The following is a 22,075-nucleotide window of genomic DNA, read 5'->3' on the forward strand; positions in this document are numbered from 1 at the left end:
ATTTCTTATGTATTGCCTAAAAATAGGTGATGTTTAATGTGGAACTTTAATTTTATATTTATTAATGTTTTTAAAATATAAAATGGTCGGAAGAAATTCCGACCATGACTAGGTTATTTGCTTTTGATTGATTTCCAATGATTTATTATCTCAATAAAGTTACATGCCCTACGTAATCTTTTTTTCGACTGGAGCTTTCTGCTTTTTTCATGTTTAAAAAAACTTTGATGGATGCTGTATTATTTGGTAAATCAGAACTGTAATAAGCAATCCAATCTTCTGACGTTGTTCCGTTTTGGATTTTATTGAACAACAACATCGGATATTTTCCGCTAGAGACTAACACGGCTAAAACCGAATCATCACCTTTTTTGATAACTTCTGCATTAATCAGATTGAAATCATATGCCAGTAAGGCTTTTTTTAATTCTCCATATTTGGGATTTCCAGAAGAACCATTGTTATCATCAAGTTTAATATTGCCTAAATTACGAACAGGAATTTCTTTATAAAAACCATAATCGCCTTCTTTCACTTCATAACAGGTCTGGCCTGCAAAAGAGCAAGCTGCACATTTACCATTAACCATCATACAACCCGTCTGGCAACTGCCTTTACAAGAATAACGATAACCCATAATAATCCCAACTGGACCTTCTGCATCTATAGGTGAAAACGTACTAACATAAGTATCCTTTTCTTGTTTTACTAATTTTAAGAATGTTTGATTTTGATCTGTAATAATTGAAGGATTGAGTTTCGTTGATTTATTAATCTTGTCTACAATCTCTTGAATTCCTTGCGAAATAGGAACCATCATTTGATCTTTAGGAATGGCAAGCAATTCTTTCAAATCTCCGTTCCAATGGTTTGATCTTACCGGACTTCCTCCGCCGTCATATACAGAAAGATCACCTTCTATGCCTTCAATAGCCCATGTTGCAGAATTACAAGGTAAAGTGGTATACTGAACATTATATACTAGTCCTTTTCCATTATAATATTTAAGAACCTTCATACCGTTTTCACAAAATACTCTTGTGTGAGGTCGCTGCGGAATTACACCAGTGGAAGAAGAATGCGGTGAATCTTGTTGTTTTATAGTATTACTAGGTGTGTCTGAAACACCATTTCTAACAGGCTTTTTCGTGCCTTTTACTATGGTTCCACTCATTGGTTGTACTGGTTTGGTCTCTTGTGCAAAAACTGTAAAGGCTATTAATAATAATAAAAAAGCAGCCCATTTTCTGATTGTAAATGTTTTATTTTTCATAATATTTTGTTTTAATAATTTTAGTTTTTAATGATTTGTATTTTAAATGTTTTTGTAGAAGTCATAATCTCAACCCAATAATTTCCTTTTGGTAAATACGAGATGTCGAGAGCCTTGTCATTGATTTTAGATGTTTTGATGAGTCGGGCATTCATGTCAAATACATTTACTTTTTTGATGTTTGATATATTTTTGAAGTAAATTTTATCTTTGGTAGGATTTGGGAAAATGCTTTCTTTTAATAATTGATTATTTTCGGTAGAAAGTGTGGTCGAAATAAGAATACTGTTGCTGGTGTCATTTCCTGCAACACAAGTTGTTCCGGAAGAGATTTTTAAATAAACAGAATCTCCAATATTGAGGGTGTTATCTGTATACACATCATTATTGATGCCTACCATACTTCCGTTTTTATACCATTGATAATTCGGAGTAATCTGGTTAGGGTCACTGGGATGATTGCCTCCTTTTACCGTAGCATAAAAGAAATTAGGTGCGCCCGATTGAACATTTGGAATTAAATAAATACTGGGTGAAGTCGCAAAAAAATCGCCGGGATTCGGAATGTTATCATTACAATCACAGTCATCTCCAATCCCATCAGTATCCGTATCATTTTGGCTAGGATTATATAAAAACTGACAGTTATCTGAAGCGTCTACCAAGCCATCATTATCTTCGTCGGAGACCACAGTAAGGTTTGCGCTATTGGTAAAAGCACCCAGCGTTGCTGAAATCTGAACATTGCCATTAGAAGTTGCGGTTACAAAGCCCGTTTTTCCGGTGGCATTGCTTACCGATGCAAAAGCAGGTGCTGATGATGACCATGTTACAGATGTAGAGATATCCTGACTGCTTTGGTCAGAATAGATTCCGATTGCTTTTAATTTTAAATTAGAACCTGCACCGAGTGTGACATTATTGGGAATAAGCGTGATGCTCGTTAAAGTTTGCGCAGAGATAAAATTAATTGCAAAGCAAAAAATAGAGAGTAGCATTGTTTTCATAGCATTTTGTTTTAAAATTGATTTTCAAAATTGATTTAAAATAAAACACAAAAAAATCCCTAATTATAGGGATTTACAAAACATGGTTAAAATTTTCACCACCAGCTTTCTTACTCTTTAATATTTTTAAAATACCAGGAAACTGCTTCTCCCAAAGACGAAATATGCAGTTTGTTGTAAATATGTTTAATGTGTGTATTGACCGTTGAATAGCTTACACCCAATTTGTCGGCAATCATTTTATAGCTTAAACCTTCCGACAGGAATTTTAAAACCTCATTCTCCTTTAGAGTTAAAATTTTCCCTTCTTGAGAGGGCAAAAAGTGTTCTAATATTTTTTTAGCAATTGCAGGATTCATCGATGCACCGCCTTCATGTACTTCTTCTATCGCCTGCAATATCCTTCTGGGGTTGTCGCTTTTCAGAATATATCCACTTGCGCCACCCGAAATAGACCGGAATACTTTGTCACTGTCGTCAAAAGCAGTTTGTACCAAAACATTGATGTGAGGAAATTTTGATTTAATGATTTTTAAACCTTCTATACCATCTACAATAGGCATATTAATGTCCATCAATACGATGTCTGGCTGATATTTTATCATATCTTCTACAGCGTTTTCGCAGCATAGTGCTTCGCCAACATATTCCATGTTATCAGACAGCTCGATTAAAATCCTTAAGCTATGCAGGCGTTCTGGGCTATCGTCGTACGCGAAAATTTTCATCTTTTTCAAAGCTGTTATTTATTATCAAATGTACGTTAAAGTCGGTTTGTGCTCAATCCCTAATTTTAGGGATGCTAATTTTTATACACGTTCCGTTTTCAGAAATAATTTCAAAAAAACCGTTCATTTCTTGGGTTCTTCTTTTCATATTTCCAATGCCGTTTCCAATCATATTTTCTTGAGTAAAACCGTTTCCGTTATCTTTTATCTCGAGTTTATATTCATTTTTTATACTTTTAAATTGAATGGTAATTTCGTTTGCTTTACTGTATTTTAGCGCATTGTTAAGCGCTTCTTTAATAATGAGAATCAGATTTTTTTTGATGCTGAAATCAGTGATTTCGGTATTTACAATTTCATCTATTTCAATATGATAATCGATGTCGGAGCTTCCCAAAATATCGCTTACAATATTTCTTATTCTTGTGCTCAGCGTCATCAGCGCATCATTATTGGGCTTTAAACTCCAGACAATATCGCTCATGTTTTCGGATAATTTTTGAGATTGGTGTTCGATATTTTTTAGAACATTCTGTGCTTCTTTGATGTGGTCTTTTTCAATCATTTTCCCTGCCACCGCCGAGTTGATTTGAAGGCTGCTGAGTGTAGAACCAATGTCATCGTGCAGATCTGCAGTAATCTTATTCCGTTGTGCTTCCAGCGCCAATTGTTCTTTAAAATGATTTTGTTGCTGAATAAATTTCCATCGGCTAAACGCAAAAATTAATCCACCAAAAATAAGACCTCCGATAATTGCCCAAAATAAAAAGGTCTGATAAAAAGCTTTTCCAATGTGTATCGTCAATTCTTTCTGATGCGAAATACTGCCATTGAATCGGTCTTCTATTCCAAATTCAATAACATAGGTTCCGGGTGCCAAACTGTTGAGGTTGAGAGGTGTTTTTTTAGGGAGTTTCCGCCAAGTATTATCCTGGTTTTTAATTCGGTACAGTAATTTTCTTTGCGAGCCATTTTCTAAATCTTTGATAAGAACTTTTATGGCAATATTATTTTCGTTGTGACTGAGCTCTATTTGTTTTAAAAATTGAAGGCCGTTTGGCGCGATATATCTTTTATTATTAATTGAAATTTCATCGAAATAAATTTCAGGTTGATAAAAAGCATTGAATTTTAAAGGGGGTTTAAAGTAATTAAAACCATTAACGCCCCCAAAATACAACGTACCATCTTCGGCTTTCATAAAGCTTCTGTTATTGAAATCCCAATGTTGAATGCCATCTTCTTTATCAAAATTGGAAATAAAATGCGTTTGGGTATCAATGCTCGACAAACCACGTTGATGGCTGCACCACAATTTTCCAAAATCGTCTAACAAGATTCCGTAAATATAAGTGCCTGCCAAGCCGTTGTTGCTGTCGAAAATTTTGAGGGTTTTAAAATTTTTGTTCAAAAGATAAATTCCCTGGTTGGTTCCGACCCAATATTGCTGTTTTTTTTTGTCTTCCTGAATATAAAAGCCCTGTACATTTGGTAATATTTTCTGTATCACTTTGTACTTGTTTTCAGACTCTATTTTCACCAAAACCATTGCCTGATTCAGGTAGCTAATACCCACTCTGTTTTGACTGAGAATATTAATGAAAAATGGGTTTTTATCGGGCAGAGAATCAATTTTTTTAAACTTTTTCGAATTCAAATCCAAGAAATACAAACCATTAGAAAATGAAAATAAAGGATTTGAGTTAGGCAAAATTGCCATACTTTGATACTTTCCAAAAGCTACATCAAAAGAAAATTTTGTTTTTAAGTTGAGATTTTTATCAAAAAGTAAAACCTCTCCGTAAGCCTTGCCCTGATTTTCTTTTACCAGCCACAATTCGTTAGAATAAGGATAGCTGTAATTGGAACCTCTCGACACATATTCATTGCCAAACTGAGCTGGTTTAAAGATTTTGGCGGTATAGGTTTTTGGGTCAAAAATAACTGCAGAGTTGATTAAAATTTTCTGGTTGGCAAGCTTATTAAAACTAGAAACACCAAACTTTTTAAAAGACAATAATAAAGAATCTTCGGTATCTAGATTGTTTTTCAACATCGCTCCTCGGAAATCTAAAATAACCTGTCCTTGCCCGTCGTCACAAAGCCAGAGTCTTCCTATTTTGTCAAAATTAAATCCAAAAGCTCTTTCGTAGCCTTTGTCTAGTACTTTTTTTAAATTTAAGTTCTTATCAAATATTTTCAGATAAGGTCTCTTGTGCAAAACAACCCAATTTCGAGTCACCGCAATGTTTGAAATGTCTTGAAATGTTTTCAGATGATTAACAATGGTTTTGTAATGATGATTCACCACAAAAAGTCCATCGTTAAGGGTCCCAAGATAAAGTGCATCCTGCTGTTTATCGTAAGTTGATGATAAAAAAGTAATATCAGAATCTTCCCAATATTTCTTTAGTGGAAAATCTATTTTTCCGGAATCTAAATGATAAATGACCAATGATTTTTTGCCTACAAAACAGATATTCTGATTCTTATCTAAAAATGGGAGTCTGAAATAAAAAGGATTACTTTCACTATCATAAATGTGTACCGATTTTATGCGCTCCAGTGGAATTTTAGCTTCCATTTTTACAAACTTAGAAGTCACATCAAAACTTGCCAGTTGATAATCTTCATTAAAAATCCAGATTTTACCTTTCGCAAAACCAATCGGAATTGCTGTTTTAGTCTTGAACTTATTTTTGAAAATATCTATTAAAGTAAACTCGTCTAATTGGTAGTTATAAATATACAAACCCCTGGTACTGCCGATATACAGATGCTTTTCATCTTCTGCAAAACCATAGCCTTGTTGCAAAGTAGGGCAGTTTTTAAAGAAATAATTAAGGTTGTATGTTTTCACAGAAGAGCCATCGTATCGGTTGAGCGCATCATTACCCGTCAGCCAAACGAAACCCTTATCATCTTCATGCCAAAAATAGTTGGAACCTTGTGAAAGACCTTGATTTTGCGTGATTTTACTTACCGAATAATTCCCAATACCTTGCCCTTTCATCACTTTAGGATAAAATAATGCGACGAAAATGGATAAAACCAGAAAAGCTTTCATCATTTTGGTTTTTATAAAAAACTTCTTTAAACTTTTTATTTAACCACAAAAGGCACAAAATATTTAGATATTTCTATTAAAGCTTATTTTTAAAATGAAAAAAGAATACATCAATTTTAAAAATCTTTGATTTTTATTCTTTTGAGAGCTTTGAATATCTAATAATATACATTTCAAATATCCTTTGCCTTTTTTGTGGTTAAATAAAAATTAGTTTAAAGCACTTTAAAGTTAAACAATTATGGAGTATTATAATAGGTAATCTTATGATTTCGGTCGAAATAAAAATCTAGTTTTTTTAGAATACTATTTTGACGCTTTTTATTTTTGTTAAATATGCGAAAATTGCTTTGTAATGTGGTATAAACGCTAAAAGCCACTAATAAGAATTTAAAATCAGTATAAATACGTAGTTGTATATGTTCTGCAATTTTTAATTTTGACAACAGTTATTGGAAATAAAAATATATAAATAAAAATTATTTGATGTGTAATATTTGTAAATGTTAATTTTTAAATATTCATAGTTAATTATATTATTATATTGATAATAAATGTATATTTGTTAAGGATTGTTGATTTATGTACCACATTTGTTAACAATTGGAAAAATACTAAAGCCAACCGAAAAACTAAATTAACATGAAAAAATTCTTAAAAAAGATTCCTCTTTTGATTTAATAATCACTATTTCGTGAAGTTTAAACATCGTGTAGTAAGTCGTATTATTTATCTTTATAAATACATATGATAAATAAATGCTTAGTACACCGCACACATTTTCCCATGAATTATTCACTGGGGTTATAGCTCTATTAATTTAATTTGATAATCTCTAGAATCAAATCTATTTACTTAAAAAGATAAATTTTATCAGTTTCACTCTTTAAAAACAAATAACTATGGAAGGAACAATTGGAGAAATCCGCCTTTTTGCCGCAAACTTTGCGCCTCAATATTGGTCGTATTGTAATGGTGCTTTAATGGCTATTAGCTCAAACACAGCCTTATTTTCTATTTTAGGAACAACCTATGGCGGAGATGGAAGAGTCACTTTCGGTTTACCCAATCTTGCAGGAAGAGCTGCAGTAGGAGTAGGGCAGGGCCCAGGATTATCTTACTATGATTTAGGGGAAATGACGGGCGTAAATAGTACAACACTTGCTATATCAAATCTTCCACCGCATACTCATACTGCGGGAGGAAATATCGTTATTCCTGCATTTTCAGAAGAAGGAAATTCGGGAAGCCCTGCTAGTAATGTTTTGGCGGCAAATGGTGCAATGTACACCTCTCAGCCAAGTGATTCTAGTACAAAAGCAACTCCGCTGAATATTCAGGTGGGTGTTGCTGGTGGAAGTAATCCTGTAAATATTACTCAGCCTTCAATAGGGATGAATTATATTATTTGTATGTACGGAGTGTTTCCGTCAAGAAACTAATAGTAAATCATTTGTGAATTTTTTTAAACGATTAATAACAATAAAAAATTAAAAATACTATGGAAGGTTATATAGGAGAAATTCGATTATTTGCTGGAAATTTTGCTCCCAGAGGCTGGGTGCTTTGTGATGGAACAGAATATAGCATCTCAATGTATCAAACGGTTTTCTCAATTTTAGGAACTACATATGGTGGAAATGGGCAGACTACTTTCGGTGCGCCAGATTTACGAGGTCGTCTTGCTGTAGGAACAGGGCAGGGAGCGGGCTTGTCTAATATTGAGCTTGGCCAAGTGGGTGGCGTAGAATCTGTAGCAATGACTGCTGCACAAATGCCGGCGCATACACATACTGCAATGGCAACGATTGCATTTCCTGCTTTTTCTGAAGCTGGAGATACCGGTACGCCTTCAGGAACTATTTTGGGAGGTTTGCAAGGAGCTTATTCTAGCCAACCAGCCGATACCAATATTGCTCCTGCTACAGCTTCAGGAACTTTATCAACTGTAGGTGGTGGTATTCCTTTTGAGATTATACAGCCTGTTTTGGCGGCTAATTATATCATTTGCTTTGAAGGAATTTACCCAAGCAGAAGCTAATTCAGTAAATATTTAATTCTTAAAAAAAACTAATCATTATGGATGGAACAATATCAGAAATAAGAATGTTTGCCGGGAATTTTGCTCCAAGAAATTGGGCCTTCTGCCAAGGGCAAACGTTAGCAATCAATACAAACCAGGCACTTTTTGCTCTTCTAGGAACAATGTACGGCGGAAATGGAATTTCAACATTTATGTTGCCCAACTTTGCAGGTAGAACTCCTATGGGAACAGGAAGTGGAGTAGGAACCTCTAATTGGATACTTGGACAAATGAGTGGTACACCAACAGTGACATGTACAACTAATAATATGCCGATGCATAATCATGCTTCCGGTACAGAAACAGTTGCTATTAAAACATTTTCAGACGGAGGAGATACGGGTTCTCCCACAAATGGGACGCTTGCATCAGTAGCAGGGCTGTATTCAAATCAACCTGCGGATTCAACATTAAGACCGATTACAAGTGCATTCAGTTTAAGTGTTGCGGGAGGAAGTCAGCCCATTAATATTCAGCAACCGTTTTTAGGAATGAATTACATTGTTTGTTTATACGGAATTTTCCCTTCAAGATCATAATTAATAATACAAAAGCCTCTAATAGTTTATTCGATTAGAGGCTTTATCAAGAAAATATGAAAATAGCTTTACTTTTACCACGATCGGTTATTTATCCTTCAATATCTTTTGATTTGATGGATGGCTTTAAGCAAGCGTTAAAAAATATCGGCTTGGAAGGTCATCATGAAATTGTATCTGCTGGAGTAGGGGTTGCAGCAAAACATGAAGAAATTTATGACCGTTGCGAGCAATTTCTATTAGAAGGCGCAGATATTATTATAGGATATATCAATCCTCTTTCTGCAGAATTTGTTCACCCTCTTTTCGAATCTTCGGGAAAAACGTTACTTGTTTTAGATAGCGGATATCACTTTCCTGCTTTTCAGGGAAAACTTTCTAATGCCTATTTTATATCTCTTCAGGGAGGTTTGTGTACAAGGGTTATTGCGCACAAAGCAATTGAAGAAGGGCATAAGAATTTTGCATTTACGTGTTCTTTTTATGATGCAGGCTATCGCCCTTCTTATATTTATCCAGCTACAGTTGAAGAGAAAGGAGGTACCATAGGTTTTAATCATATTACCTCTTTGCGTCGTGAAGATTTTACTCTGGCGCCACTTACAGAATACCTTGAGCAACAAAAAGAAACGGCTGTTCTTACAACATTTTGTGGGGATATGGCAGATGATTTTTTCAGAGCAGGTAATGATTTGGTAAATAATCATTCGGTGTATGGAACAGGTTTTACATCTGATGAAACCTGGCTTTCAAAAATGCCTTATCCGGGAAGTGACTGGAGTTCTTCTGTAGCTTGGTCTAAAACTTTAAAAACACCAGAAAATGAAACATTTGTAAGTGTAATGAATAGTCTTAAAGATGGTAAGGCTAATCTTTTCTCTTTATTGGGATGGGAAGCTGCTCTCTTTATTACATTGGAAAACGAAAATTTCGATGGCGTTACAATCAATTCGCCACGTGGAAAAGTGTATATGAATCCTGAAAACCGATTTACAGAATCTCAGGTTTATTATGCCACGGTTTCAAAAGATGAAACTACAGGAAACTGTCTTCTGAAAGATGTTGAGGTTGCTACAGTTACAGAATCAGAGCGTGAAAGTTTAAAAAATAATATTAAATACATTCAGAGTATTGAGGCAAATTCTTGGCTCAATGCTTATGCATGTTTAGAATCATAATGACGACATCCAGAATAGCAGTTTTATGTAACAATCGCATGGCGATTCCGGCTTTGCAGGCTCTGTCTGCGCAAGGTCGACTTTGTGCTTTAGGAGTGCCAGAAGGAAATACAGATGTTATAGATTTCTGTATAATGCTTTCAAAACAGTCTAGCATACCATTATTTATCATTAAAAAAGAAATTCTCTCTGCTCAGTTAGAAGAATTAATGGTAAAAACTAATGCTCAGTTTATTTTTACCATGACGTTTCCTTGGAAGATACCCGGGGAATTTTTAAACCAAAATCCGGGTAAATTTTACAATTTTCATTATGGATTACTACCCGAAATGCGAGGTGCAGATCCTGTTTTTGAATCTATCAGAAGAGAAGCAAAGGAAACAGGAATTACTGTGCATGCTATTGAAGATAAAATTGATAAAGGGGCAATTATTTTGAAAAAGATTTTACCTCTTTCAATAAAAATGACCCATGGTGTACTTTGTACAAACTTATCATGGTTGGGAGCAAACTTGCTTAGTGAGCTTTTAATTTTATTAAAAAATAATTCTAAAGGCACACAGCAAGATGAGGGCAATGCTAAATATTTCACAAAACCTGCAGCCGCAGATGTTTGTATTTCTTGGCAAAGATACGATGCTAAAACCATCGAAGCTTTATCTAGAGCTTGCAACCCGTGGAATAAAGGAGCATACACACAATGGAATGGCTGGAATATAAGAGTGGTAGAAGCAACCGTAATTAATGAAGCTTCAAATCAATCTGATGTTCCTGGAACAATTCTGTCGTTGGACGAACACAATGGTCTTATTGTAAAATGTAATAATGAAACTCAACTTCGATTAGACATCATCTATACAGATGAAGGATTTATGAGTGGTCACAAACTGTTTGCTTTTGGTATGAAAAAAGGCAGTCGGTTTGTAAATCTTTAACCTAAAAATGAATTAAATATGAGAAATTTTTATTCAAAAATCAAAACGCTAACAAGAACGGCTCTTACAACGGGTGCGTTATTGCTGGGATTTGCGGCTAATGCTCAAACGATTCTCGCGGCAGGAGATATCGCTTTTACGAACTATGATTCTAGCCCTCCATCGGGTGTGGGAGATAAGTTTTCTTTTGTCTTGCTTACACCTATTTCGGGAGGAACAACGATTAGTTTTACCGACCGAGGGTATATTGGCTCAGGATGGCAGCCTGTCGGAGGAACAGAGTCTAGCATAACTTGGGTAAGCTCTACTGCAATTCCCATGGGAACAGAAATATCTATAGTAGGGCTTACAGCCTCTACCTATAATCCTGCAACAACAACGTCAACGCCTAATGGTACAGTTACACTTACAGAGGGCTCAACTACAAATGGACTTTCATTGTCTAATGTAGGAGATCAGATTATTGCATTTCAAGGAGGTGCTGGCAGCATTACAGGAAGCGGAGCGTATTGTATTGCGGGAATTAATTATTTTTATAGCCCAACTACAACAACTGCTGGATGGAATTTAGGAGCATCCTATCCAAATCCTAATGCATCATTAATGCCTCCTGGGCTTGTCGGAGGGACAAGTGCATTTTATACAGGTTCAGTATCGGGAAATACACTTGCGATTTCAGGAAAATTTAATTGTACAGGAACACCTACTACGACCGCAGCCTTGGTACGTACCGCAGTAATGACTATGGCAAACTGGTCGCTTAGTACTGCTGTAGGTTCGGCATATTCAGGATGTCAATTTATAGGAAATAATCCTGTAATTACAGGAAATCCACCAAACAGAACAATTTGTGCGAATGGAAATACTACATTTCCTATTTCTGCAACAGGGGCAACTTCTTATCAGTGGTATCAAGATTCAGGAAGTGGATTTGTTGCTTTGACTAATGGAGCTCCATTTTCGGGAGTTACAACAAGTACATTAACGATAACAGGAGCAACTGGTGCACTGAACGGATATCAATATCGTTGTGTTGCAACTAATTCTTCAGGCTCTGCAACGACAAATTTAGCTAATTTAACGGTTGTATCTGTTTCTGCAACGACTACTAAAACAAATGTTTCGTGTAATGGTGGCAATAATGGTACAGCAACAGTTACTGCATCAGGAGGTATTGCTCCTTATACGTATTCATGGTCTCCATCTGGGGGAACAGGTGCTACAGCAACTGGTTTAGGAGTTGGAACTTATACCGTAACCGTAACTGATAATATTGGATGTACAACAACTGCTACAGCTACGATTACCCAGCCATCCGCGATGAGTGCAACCTTATCTCAAACGAATGTTTCATGTAACGGCGGTACAAACGGATCAGCGGGTATTGTTGTATCTGGCGGAACAGCACCATATACGTATTCATGGTCTCCAACAGGCGGAGCAGCAGCAACAGCTACCGGTTTAGGAGTTGGAGTTTACACGGTAACCGTAACGGACGCTAATTCTTGTACTTTAACAAGAACGGTAACGATTACTCAGCCTACTGCGATGAGTGCAACGGTATCTCAAACGAATGTTTCATGTAACGGAGGTTCAAACGGAACAGCAGGTATTGTTGTATCTGGCGGAACAGCACCATATACTTATTCATGGTCTCCAACAGGCGGAGCGGCAGCAACAGCTACCGGTTTAGGAGTTGGAGTTTACACGGTAACCGTAACGGACGCTAATTCTTGTACTTTAACAAGAACAGTGACGATTACTCAACCTACTGCGATGAGTGCAACGGTATCTCAAACGAATGTTTCATGTAACGGCGGTACAAACGGATCAGCGGGTATTGTTGTATCTGGCGGAACAGCACCATATACTTATTCATGGTCTCCAACAGGCGGAGCAGCAGCAACAGCTACCGGTTTAGGAGTTGGCGTTTACACGGTAACCGTAACGGATGCTAATTCTTGTATTTTAACAAGAACAGTAACGATTACCCAGCCATCCGCGATGAGTGCAACACTTTCTCAAACGAACGTTTCATGTAACGGCGGTACAAACGGATCAGCAGGTATTGTTGTATCTGGCGGAACAGCACCATATACTTATTCATGGTCTCCTTCAGGTGGAACAGCAGCAACAGCTACTGGTTTAGGAGTTGGCGTTTACACGGTAACCGTAACGGATGCTAATTCTTGTATTTTAACAAGAACAGTGACGATTACTCAGCCTACAGCAATTGCAGGAACGACCGTAGTTACGAATATTGCATGTAACGGAAGTTCAACAGGAGCAATTAATTTAACTCCATCAGGAGGAATAACGCCTTACACCTTCAACTGGGGTGGTGGAATCACTACTGAAGACCGTACCGGTTTAGCAGCAGGAACTTACACGGTAACAATTACTGATGCTAACGGATGTACAAGAACAGTGAGTGCTACTGTAACTCAGCCTACGGCAATGAGTGCAACGCTTTCTCAAACGAATATTGCGTGTAACGGTGGAACCAATGGTTCAGCTAGTATCGTTGTAACAGGTGGAACAGCTCCATATACGTATTCATGGTCTCCTTCAGGCGGAACAGCAGCAACAGCTACTGGTTTAGCAGCAGGAACTTACACAGTGACAGTGACCGATGCTAATGCTTGTACAATTACAAGAACAGTAACGATTACTCAACCTACAGCGATGAGTGCAACCGTTTCACAAACAAATATTTCATGTAATAGTGGAACAAACGGATCTGCAGGTATTGTTGTAACAGGTGGAACAGCTCCATATACGTATTCATGGTCTCCTTCAGGCGGAACTGCAGCAACAGCTACTGGATTGTCTTCAGGAACTTATACAGTAACCGTAACAGATGCTAACGCTTGTACAATTACAAGAACAGTAACGATTACTCAACCTACAGCAATGAGTGCAACCGTATCTCAAACAAATGTTTCATGTAATAGTGGAACAAACGGATCTGCAGGTATTGTTGTAACAGGTGGAACAGCTCCATATACGTATTCATGGTCTCCTTCAGGCGGAACAGCAGCAACAGCTACTGGTTTAGCAGCAGGAACTTACACAGTGACAGTGACCGATGCTAATGCTTGTACAATTACAAGAACAGTAACGATTACTCAACCTACAGCGATGAGTGCAACCGTTTCACAAACAAATGTTTCATGTAATAGTGGAACAAACGGATCTGCAGGTATTGTTGTAACAGGTGGAACAGCACCTTATACGTATTCATGGTCACCAAGTGGTGGAACAGCAGCAACAGCTACCGGTTTAGCAGCAGGAATTTACATAGTGACAGTAACCGATGCTAATGCTTGTACAATTACAAGAACAGTAACGATTACTCAACCTACAGCAATGAGTGCAATCGTATCTCAAACAAATGTTTCATGTAATAGTGGAACAAACGGATCTGCAGGTATTGTTGTAACAGGTGGAACAGCTCCATATACTTACTCATGGTCTCCTTCCGGCGGAACAGCAGCAACAGCGACTGGATTGGCAGCAGGAACTTACACGGTAACGGTAACAGATGCTAACGCTTGTACTTTAACAAGAACAGTAACGATTACTCAGCCAACTGCAATGAGTGCAACCGTTTCACAAACGAACGTTTCATGTAATAGTGGTTCAAACGGCTCAGCAGGTATCGTTGTAACAGGAGGAACAGCTCCATATACGTATTCATGGTCTCCTTCAGGCGGAACAACAGCAACAGCTACTGGTTTATTAGCAGGAACTTATACAGTAACCGTAACAGATGCTAATGCTTGTACGTTAACAAGAACAGTAACGATTACGCAACCTACAGCAATGAGTGCAACCGTATCTCAAACAAATGTTTCATGTAACGGCGGTACAAACGGATCAGCGGGTATTGTTGTATCTGGCGGAACAGCGCCATATACGTATTCATGGTCTCCTTCAGGCGGAACAGCAGCAACAGCTACTGGATTGGCAGCAGGAACTTATACGGTAACGGTAACAGATGCTAATGCTTGTACGTTAACAAGAACAGTAACGATTACTCAGCCTACCGCGATGAGTGCAACGCTTTCTCAAACGAACGTTTCATGTAATAGTGGTTCAAATGGAACAGCAGGTATTGTTGTAACAGGTGGAACAGCACCATATACTTATTCATGGTCTCCTTCAGGCGGAACTGCAGCAACAGCTACTGGATTGTCTTCAGGAACTTATACAGTAACCGTAACAGATGCTAACGCTTGTACAATTACAAGAACAGTAACGATTACTCAACCTACAGTAATGAGTGCAACCGTATCTCAAACAAATGTTTCATGTAATAGTGGAACAAACGGATCTGCAGGTATTGTTGTAACAGGTGGAACAGCTCCATATACTTATTCATGGTCTCCTTCAGGTGGAACAGCAGCAACAGCTACCGGTTTAGCAGCAGGAACTTATACAGTAACCGTAACAGATGCTAATGCTTGTACAATTACAAGAACGGTAACGATTACTCAGCCTACCGCAATTTCAGGAACAACAGTAGTTACGAATATCGCATGTAACGGAAGTTCTACAGGAGCTATTAATTTAACTCCATCAGGAGGAACCGCGCCTTATACATTTAATTGGGGTGGAGGAATCACTACAGAAGATCGTACTGGTTTAGCAGCGGGAACTTACACGGTAACAATTACTGATGCTAATGGATGTACAAGAACAGTGAGTGCTACTATAACTCAGCCTACCGCAATGAGTGCAACGCTTTCTCAAACGAACGTTTCATGTAATAGTGGTTCAAATGGAACAGCAGGTATTGTTGTATCAGGTGGAACAGCACCTTATACGTATTCATGGTCTCCTTCAGGTGGAACAGCAGCAACAGCTACTGGATTGTCTTCAGGAACTTACACAGTGACAGTAACCGATGCTAATGCTTGTACAATTACAAGAACAGTAACGATTACTCAACCAGCTACAGCGGTTTCAGGAACAACAGTGGTTACCAATGTAGCATGTAATGGTGGAGCTACAGGAGCAATTAATTTAACTCCATCAGGTGGAACAGCACCTTACACTTTCAACTGGGGTGGTGGAATCACTACTGAAGACCGTACTAATTTAGCGGCAGGAACTTACACCGTAACCATTACTGATGCTAACGGATGTACAGGAACAGTGAGTGCGACAGTAACTCAATCGAGTGCAGTTGCGGCGCCAACTGGGGTAGCAACACAAAGCTTTAATTTAGGAGATACTTTAAGTGCTTTGGTAGTAACTGGACAGAACATCAAATGGTATGCTTCAGCTACGGATGCTGCAAACCATACGGGAAGCTTACCAATCACTACGGTAATTGTAAATAATACAACGTATTATGCAACTCAAACAGTAGGAGTTTGTGAGTCTACAGCTTCATTGGCTGTTCTTGCTTACAACGCTACTTTGGGTGTAGGTAACCTTACAAAATCATCATCAGATATGCAGATTTACCCTAATCCGGTAGTAGATATCCTTAACGTAAGCGGAGAGGAGAAAATTATAAGATTAGCTATTTACTCAGCAGATGGTAGAAAAGTTACTGAGAAAGTAATATCTAAAAATGAAAGAAGCATCAATGTACATTCATTAGTACAAGGTGTTTATTTACTTCAGGTATTTACTAAAGATGGTGTGAAATCATTCAAATTTATAAAAAGATAGAATATTTTAATAGTAATACCATAACTTAATAATCAACCAGTAGCAATTTATTGCTGCTGGTTTTTTATTGCTTAATGATTTGATAGAGGTATTCTTAAATTTGATTTTTAGATTATTGTATTTTTTTGTTTTCAATTTAAAAATTGAGTTAATTTAGATTTATAAAAGTTTTTAAACAGATGAAAAATTTTAAAATATTGGTTCTTGTTTTTATAATTTTTGCTTGCAGATATCATGCGCAGCCATTTAATTTAAAATCAGTTGGCGAGGCGAAAGAATTTGGTCTTAAAATTTATTACGGAACTCATGGTAAAGGAGCTTTTGTGCAATACAAAGGTCAGAAAGGAATTATTCCTTTAAAAATAAAAAGCGTTGCCATCGATGACAGCCAACGAGAATATAATCAGCCAAATTTTACCTCTTATATTTGGGACGAAGTAGTGAATGGAAAAATTAATGGAACTTATTATCTTACCGAAGGTCTGCGGGATGTTTTCGATATTCGATATATCAGAAAAAAGGATGGTAGGGTTTTTCAGTTAGCTCTTGATGAAAATAAAAGCAAAAAGTATGATGGAGTCAATCAATTTTTACTTTATGATGCACTTATTTCTTACAATACTTTTGCTGATAATTATTTAACGATAAAATATTCTGATACAAATCAGTTTAAAACTGAGTTACCAGATGTAGATAATCCAAATTATTCTAGACAAGCTATTATTGATGATTACAATTTTGACGGTTTTGATGATATCTCATTTTCAATTCCCGATGCTGGAATTGGAGTCTACAGAATGTTTACCGTTTTTCTATATAATGCTAAAACTAAAAAATTTGAAGAACTCGTCGAGCCAGATTTCAGCAAATCAAAATGTGAATGTTTGTGTAATCTTAAAATCGATAAAAATAAAAAAATGATTACCAGCGAATGTAGAGGAGGAGCAAGATGGTGGAAAGATTTTTATCAATACAAAAACGGAAAACTCGTTTGGGTTCGCTCTCAGGAAATGCACGAATAAAAAATACTAAAAGCATATTTAAGTTTTATTATTTTAAATTCTATCTGATTGGCTTTTGATTTTTTCTAATCAGATTGTATAAATTAATCATATTAAAAACAGAGAAATAAATCTGCCTAATTAGCAAAATCTGCGAGATAAATTATTTTCATTTTAATTTAAATAGGCTCTAAGGTTTTTGGATATTGAAGTTGGTGAGAATTAATATTTTAAGCTTTAATCTGTAATCAATCAATTATTGCACACAAAAAAAAAATTGTTAAAATGAAAGATGTTTTTTGTAAATTTAATCAAGGATTGTAGAGTTAAAAATCCAACATCTTGATAACTTAGGTCTGATATTTGTAAGCCTATATCAGACTCAGATGAACAATTATATTTATGAAAAAACTAACTTTGAAAAAATCAATATTTTACACTTTATTTTTTGCATTATGTCTCGTTTCTTGTAAAAAAGAGGAAGCAGTTGACCAAAATGAACAATCAGACTCACTTTCTGAAGAGATTGTAAAAAGTACCTCAAATCCAGATTCTATAAAAGTAAAACCTGTCGAAGAATCTGCTCCGCCAATGATGCAGGAAAACGGATTTTATAATGCTTTTGCCATACCAAAAGATAAAAAGCTGAGAGACTCTCTGTATGCTATTTTTAGTAAAAAATATTCTGAAAGAGAGCGATATGCAATTTTAGCATTAAACAGATTAGATTCCAAAAGCAAATGGAATTCTGATACCTTGGTCGTTCCCGCAAAAATAGATACAACTTTAATGGCATATTCACCTTTCCCGATGCAGCTTGATGTATTGAGTGATGTGAAGAAGTTTGTTATATTTTCATATCCTATTCAGGCTTACGGAGTGTATTCAAACGGAGCTTTAGTAAAATGGGGCCCCACAAGTATGGGTAAAAAAGCAGCTCAGACCGACAGAGGTTTAATGTTTGCTAATTGGAAAAAGAAATTGGCGATTTCCACGGTAAAAAGCGAATGGAAGCTTCCTTATAACTTCAATATTCACAATACGCATGGAATAGGATGGCATCAATATGACCTTCCGGGTTATCCTGCTTCTCATTCTTGCCTGAGATTATTATTGAATGATGCAATTTGGCTGTACAATTATGCAGATACATGGATTTTAAATCCGGGTGGAGCAACCACAAAAGCAAAAGGCACTCCCGTAATGGTTTTCGGAGATTATGGATGGGGAAAAAGAAAGCCTTGGAGAAATCTTTTGGATGACCCTAATGCCAATAATATTTCAGTTGAAGAAATGACCAAACTGATTCAGCCTAATGTTGAAAAAATGGTTTTCGAGCAAATCAACCGTGAGAAAGTAGCAGATTCTATAAAATCAGCTAAAGCTTCACAGGCAGCTATTCAGGAAACTGAAACTTCAGAAATTAAATAAGTTTCTCACAAAACAAACACATAAGTCACATTAGCTTTTAGTAAAGTTTTTGAAAACATTTAGAGCACAGTAGAGGAAATCAAAGATTTCCAAAAAACTACTGTGTTCTTTTTTGCATAATAACAATAAAACTCTTTGTGACTCATGTGTTAAAAGATTCATCGTTTTATAGTACTTAAGCCACATTAGCTTTTTAGTAAAGTTTTTGAAAATATTTAGAGCACAGTAGAGGAAATCAAAGATTTCCAAAAACTAATTTGTTCTTTTTTGTAGAATTAATAATAAAAACTCTCTGTGACTCATGTGTTAAAAAATTCATTGCTTTATAGTACGTAAGTCATATTAGCTTTTTACACCAACTTTAAGACTCAACTATTTTTTCAAATTTTAAAGTAGATTCCTCCGCAAATTTGCGGAGTTTTTTCATTTCACCTTTCGCCTTACTTTGTCCAAATCTTGCTGCAGCGTAAGTGATAGCAATTAAAATAAGCATTAAAAATGAAGCATGCAAAGCCCAAGGATATTCGTGGCTGTTGATTTGCTTTTCTACATAATACATGGTAAAAAACGTCATCCACGAAATAGTAAACAAGAAATAGAGAAACATAAAAAACGTCCATACTGCAGAACTTGGCCCAAAAACGCCTCTAATCACCGTAATTTCTTCATCAAGCTCAGTTCTGAGCGCTAAACAAGGTTTCCAGTAATTGTCGTCTTTGGTTAAAACAGAAATCGTTGCAACTTCGGTGTTTACATTTCCTATAAATTCATCTTTATGCTCAATTAAATATTTTTTTAGATTTTCGGCATACGTTTCCTTGGTGAGATGCGTGTACATTTTAAATCTCGGGCGGGTTCTTATTTTGTCTAAGGTCGTTTCTTTTGTTTCCATATTAATCTTGATAGGGAATTGGGTCTTCTAAGGTGAAAGAAAATTTAAGCTCCAGACCTTTTCTGTCTACAGTCATATTGATTGTTTTTCCTTCTTCAGATTTCATGATATCCATTATTTTATTGAGCGTCATATCTGAAGTTTTCTTTCCGTTGATGATGAGTAATTGGTCATCTTTTTTTAAACCTGCTTTATCTGCAGGAGAATCTTTTCTTATTCCAGAAAGAGAAAATATAGGTTTTAAAACAAATTTATATTGTAAATTACTATTAAAAGTTTGAACTTCTCCCGATGATGATTTTTCATTTTGAGTTTTAAAAGTCAGATAATCTTTTTCCCATTGTAGACCGTCTTGTTTAAAATCGAGTCCGCTCATATTAAAATGGAATGGATCATCATAATTTTTGTTTTTTCTAAGATATAATTTTTCGTTTTTGTAATCAAAAGCTACCGTAAATCTTCGCATAATCTCTCCTCCAATAGAGCCTTTTCTGTCTTTTGCTAAATTAATATGCTGAATAGAAAACTCGTCAGGCATTGCAGTAAGAGGTTTCTCAAACTTAAAATCGCCCAGATTAAGTTGATGAATTCGGCTTCTTTTGCCATAAATATCTCCATTAAAACCTCTTCCCAAATAATCTTCAATATTGGGTCTGTTGTAAACAAAATCTTTAATTAAAACAGGAAACAACCAGATTGGGTCGCTGTTCCCAATATCGATAAGCAGTTTTGAAGTTTTTTTTTCGTTGGTCATTTCTACATCAGCCATGATGTAAGGCTTGTTTTTTTCAACAGAAATGTGAAAAGCATCAAACTTTTTTATTTTCTTTTCAAAAAGTGCGCGGTCTTTAAAAACGGTAATTTTTTTTGAAGTGTAATCGATAATAATAGGGTAGTCCTTAAAAAAATGATAGCCTATAAACCCATTTACAGGAATTCCTATATGGGACGAAATGTTAAATTCTTCATCCTGAATAATATAAACCATCAAAGAATCGTTGATGAAATTTTTTCCTATTTTTCCGGTATTTAAATCAGATTTATATCCCTCAATACTTTTATTACCACCAAGTCCGGAAAATTTCATTTTTTCCATGGTACCTAGCTTTATTTCTTTGTTTTCGAGGCTGAAAATTGTGTTTTCTGTTACACCGGTATCCAGCATAAAGGTAAGGTCGGCTCCATTAATATTAATAGGAATGAAGATTAAATTATTAATGAGTTTAAAAGGAATGACGACTTTATTTTCATCTTTAATCTCAAAATTATTTTGAGCATTAATGAAAATGCTATACAATAAAATCAATATTAAAAATCGTATTTTCATTCATTGAATTTAGTGAAATATATGATATTATACAAAAAAAACATTCTTTTATAAGAATGTTTAGTATTTTGAAAATTGAAAATGATTTTTAAATATTATTTTGAGAAAAATTCCATCAAGTCGATGTAGTTTTTTTGATTAACCCCATGACCGCTCATATATTCTCTGAATGTAAAATAGCAGCTCAAATCATACAGCAAATCTGCAGCTTTTCTTCCCCATTCCATTGGGATAATTGCATCGTCGCTTCCGTGAGATACAAAAAAGCGGAGATTTTCCAGTTTCTTTTTATCTTTCACAATATCCGTCAATAATTTCTCTTCAGGATAAGCACTTAGACAAGCAACATAATTAAAAAGCTCAGGGTATTTTAAAGCTAAACTGTAGCACAAAATTCCCCCTTGGCTGAAGCCACAAAGATGAGTTTTATTTTTTGTAAGACCATATTTGTTGGTAATCGCCATGATGTTTGCTAAAATACTTTCTAATACTTCTTTAGCTTGGTCGATATCTATAAATTGTTCAGGATTATTAAAATCAATATCAAACCAAGAATATCCTTCAAATTGAGTGGCTTTTGGAGCTCTGAAACTCACAATAATCCAGTCTGCAGGAAGGCTTTCTCTGAAACTGAAAAGGTCTTGTTCATTGCTGCCATAGCCGTGAAGCATAAAAAGAATGGGAGTGATGGGACTAATATGTTCGGGTTCTCTTACGATGTAATCTAAATTCATAAAGCAAAGATAATAATATTGAGTTATTTTAAAATGATAATTTTTGAAGCTGATAATGAGTTTGAAATAATAATAAGGTACCAAAAAATCTGTTCCTAATGCGGTTCTCGTCTTTTATTGATTTGATAGTATTTAGAAATCTTTATTGGAAAATTTTCATAAAAGTTATTTTTATATTGATAAAAAACCTATATT

At 35.7% G+C, this 22,075-nt stretch carries 15 protein-coding genes; 8 read left to right on the plus strand and 7 right to left on the minus strand.

What is annotated here, in order from left to right; genetic code table 11:
* Positions 1-145: 145 nt before the first annotated feature.
* From LO744_RS05760 to LO744_RS05775, 4 genes are all read right to left on the minus strand, one after another.
* The gene (locus LO744_RS05760; RefSeq protein ID WP_230667737.1) at positions 146-1,273 is read right to left on the minus strand and encodes a hypothetical protein; all 1,128 of its coding nucleotides are present in this window, start codon (positions 1,271-1,273) and stop codon (positions 146-148) included.
* A gap of 20 nt (positions 1,274-1,293) precedes the next feature.
* Complete coding sequence (locus LO744_RS05765) at positions 1,294-2,280, minus strand: Ig-like domain-containing protein (protein WP_230667739.1); 987 nt, start codon at positions 2,278-2,280, stop codon at positions 1,294-1,296.
* Between the two features lie 110 nt (positions 2,281-2,390).
* A complete protein-coding gene (locus LO744_RS05770) occupies positions 2,391-3,008 on the minus strand; it encodes a response regulator (RefSeq protein WP_230667741.1) in 618 nt (205 codons plus the stop codon).
* Between the two features lie 52 nt (positions 3,009-3,060).
* A complete protein-coding gene (locus LO744_RS05775; protein WP_230667742.1) occupies positions 3,061-6,078 on the minus strand; it encodes a sensor histidine kinase in 3,018 nt (1,005 codons plus the stop codon).
* 899 nt (positions 6,079-6,977) lie between these two features.
* Here LO744_RS05775 and LO744_RS05780 point away from each other — a divergent pair.
* From LO744_RS05780 to LO744_RS05815, 8 genes are all read left to right on the plus strand, one after another.
* On the plus strand, positions 6,978-7,517 hold the full coding sequence (locus LO744_RS05780; protein WP_230667743.1) for a phage tail protein: 540 nt from the start codon (positions 6,978-6,980) through the stop codon (positions 7,515-7,517).
* 59 nt (positions 7,518-7,576) lie between these two features.
* On the plus strand, positions 7,577-8,116 hold the full coding sequence (locus LO744_RS05785; RefSeq protein ID WP_230667745.1) for a phage tail protein: 540 nt from the start codon (positions 7,577-7,579) through the stop codon (positions 8,114-8,116).
* Between the two features lie 38 nt (positions 8,117-8,154).
* A complete protein-coding gene (locus tag LO744_RS05790) occupies positions 8,155-8,697 on the plus strand; it encodes a phage tail protein (protein WP_230667747.1) in 543 nt (180 codons plus the stop codon).
* A gap of 56 nt (positions 8,698-8,753) precedes the next feature.
* Entirely contained in the window at positions 8,754-9,875 is a 1,122-nt protein-coding gene (locus LO744_RS05795) for an ABC transporter substrate-binding protein (protein WP_230667748.1), read from the plus strand.
* The gene (locus LO744_RS05800) at positions 9,860-10,810 is read left to right on the plus strand and encodes a formyltransferase family protein (RefSeq protein ID WP_230667750.1); all 951 of its coding nucleotides are present in this window, start codon (positions 9,860-9,862) and stop codon (positions 10,808-10,810) included. The genes LO744_RS05795 and LO744_RS05800 overlap by 16 nt, the downstream gene beginning before the upstream one ends.
* An 18-nt stretch (positions 10,811-10,828) precedes the next feature.
* A complete protein-coding gene (locus LO744_RS05805) occupies positions 10,829-16,495 on the plus strand; it encodes a T9SS type A sorting domain-containing protein (protein WP_230667751.1) in 5,667 nt (1,888 codons plus the stop codon).
* 179 nt (positions 16,496-16,674) lie between these two features.
* On the plus strand, positions 16,675-17,517 hold the full coding sequence (locus tag LO744_RS05810) for an XAC2610-related protein (protein WP_230667753.1): 843 nt from the start codon (positions 16,675-16,677) through the stop codon (positions 17,515-17,517).
* A 381-nt stretch (positions 17,518-17,898) separates the two neighbouring features.
* Positions 17,899-18,927 carry a L,D-transpeptidase gene (locus LO744_RS05815; protein ID WP_230667754.1) on the plus strand — a complete coding sequence of 343 codons (1,029 nt, stop codon included), beginning with the start codon at positions 17,899-17,901 and terminating at the stop codon, positions 18,925-18,927.
* A gap of 361 nt (positions 18,928-19,288) precedes the next feature.
* On the opposite strand, the gene LO744_RS05820 is transcribed toward LO744_RS05815, so the two are convergent.
* The 3 genes from LO744_RS05820 to LO744_RS05830 form a co-directional block, all read right to left on the minus strand.
* The gene (locus tag LO744_RS05820; protein ID WP_230667756.1) at positions 19,289-19,819 is read right to left on the minus strand and encodes a hypothetical protein; all 531 of its coding nucleotides are present in this window, start codon (positions 19,817-19,819) and stop codon (positions 19,289-19,291) included.
* Between the two features lies 1 nt (position 19,820).
* Positions 19,821-21,146, minus strand: a complete 1,326-nt coding sequence (locus tag LO744_RS05825) for an aspartyl protease family protein (protein WP_230667758.1) — start codon at positions 21,144-21,146, stop codon at positions 19,821-19,823.
* Positions 21,147-21,241: 95 nt separating this feature from the next.
* On the minus strand, positions 21,242-21,880 hold the full coding sequence (locus LO744_RS05830; RefSeq protein ID WP_230667760.1) for an alpha/beta hydrolase: 639 nt from the start codon (positions 21,878-21,880) through the stop codon (positions 21,242-21,244).
* Positions 21,881-22,075 lie beyond the last annotated feature (195 nt).

The sequence above is a fragment of the Chryseobacterium turcicum genome, from assembly GCF_021010565.1.
GTDB classification, from domain to species: domain Bacteria; phylum Bacteroidota; class Bacteroidia; order Flavobacteriales; family Weeksellaceae; genus Chryseobacterium; species Chryseobacterium turcicum.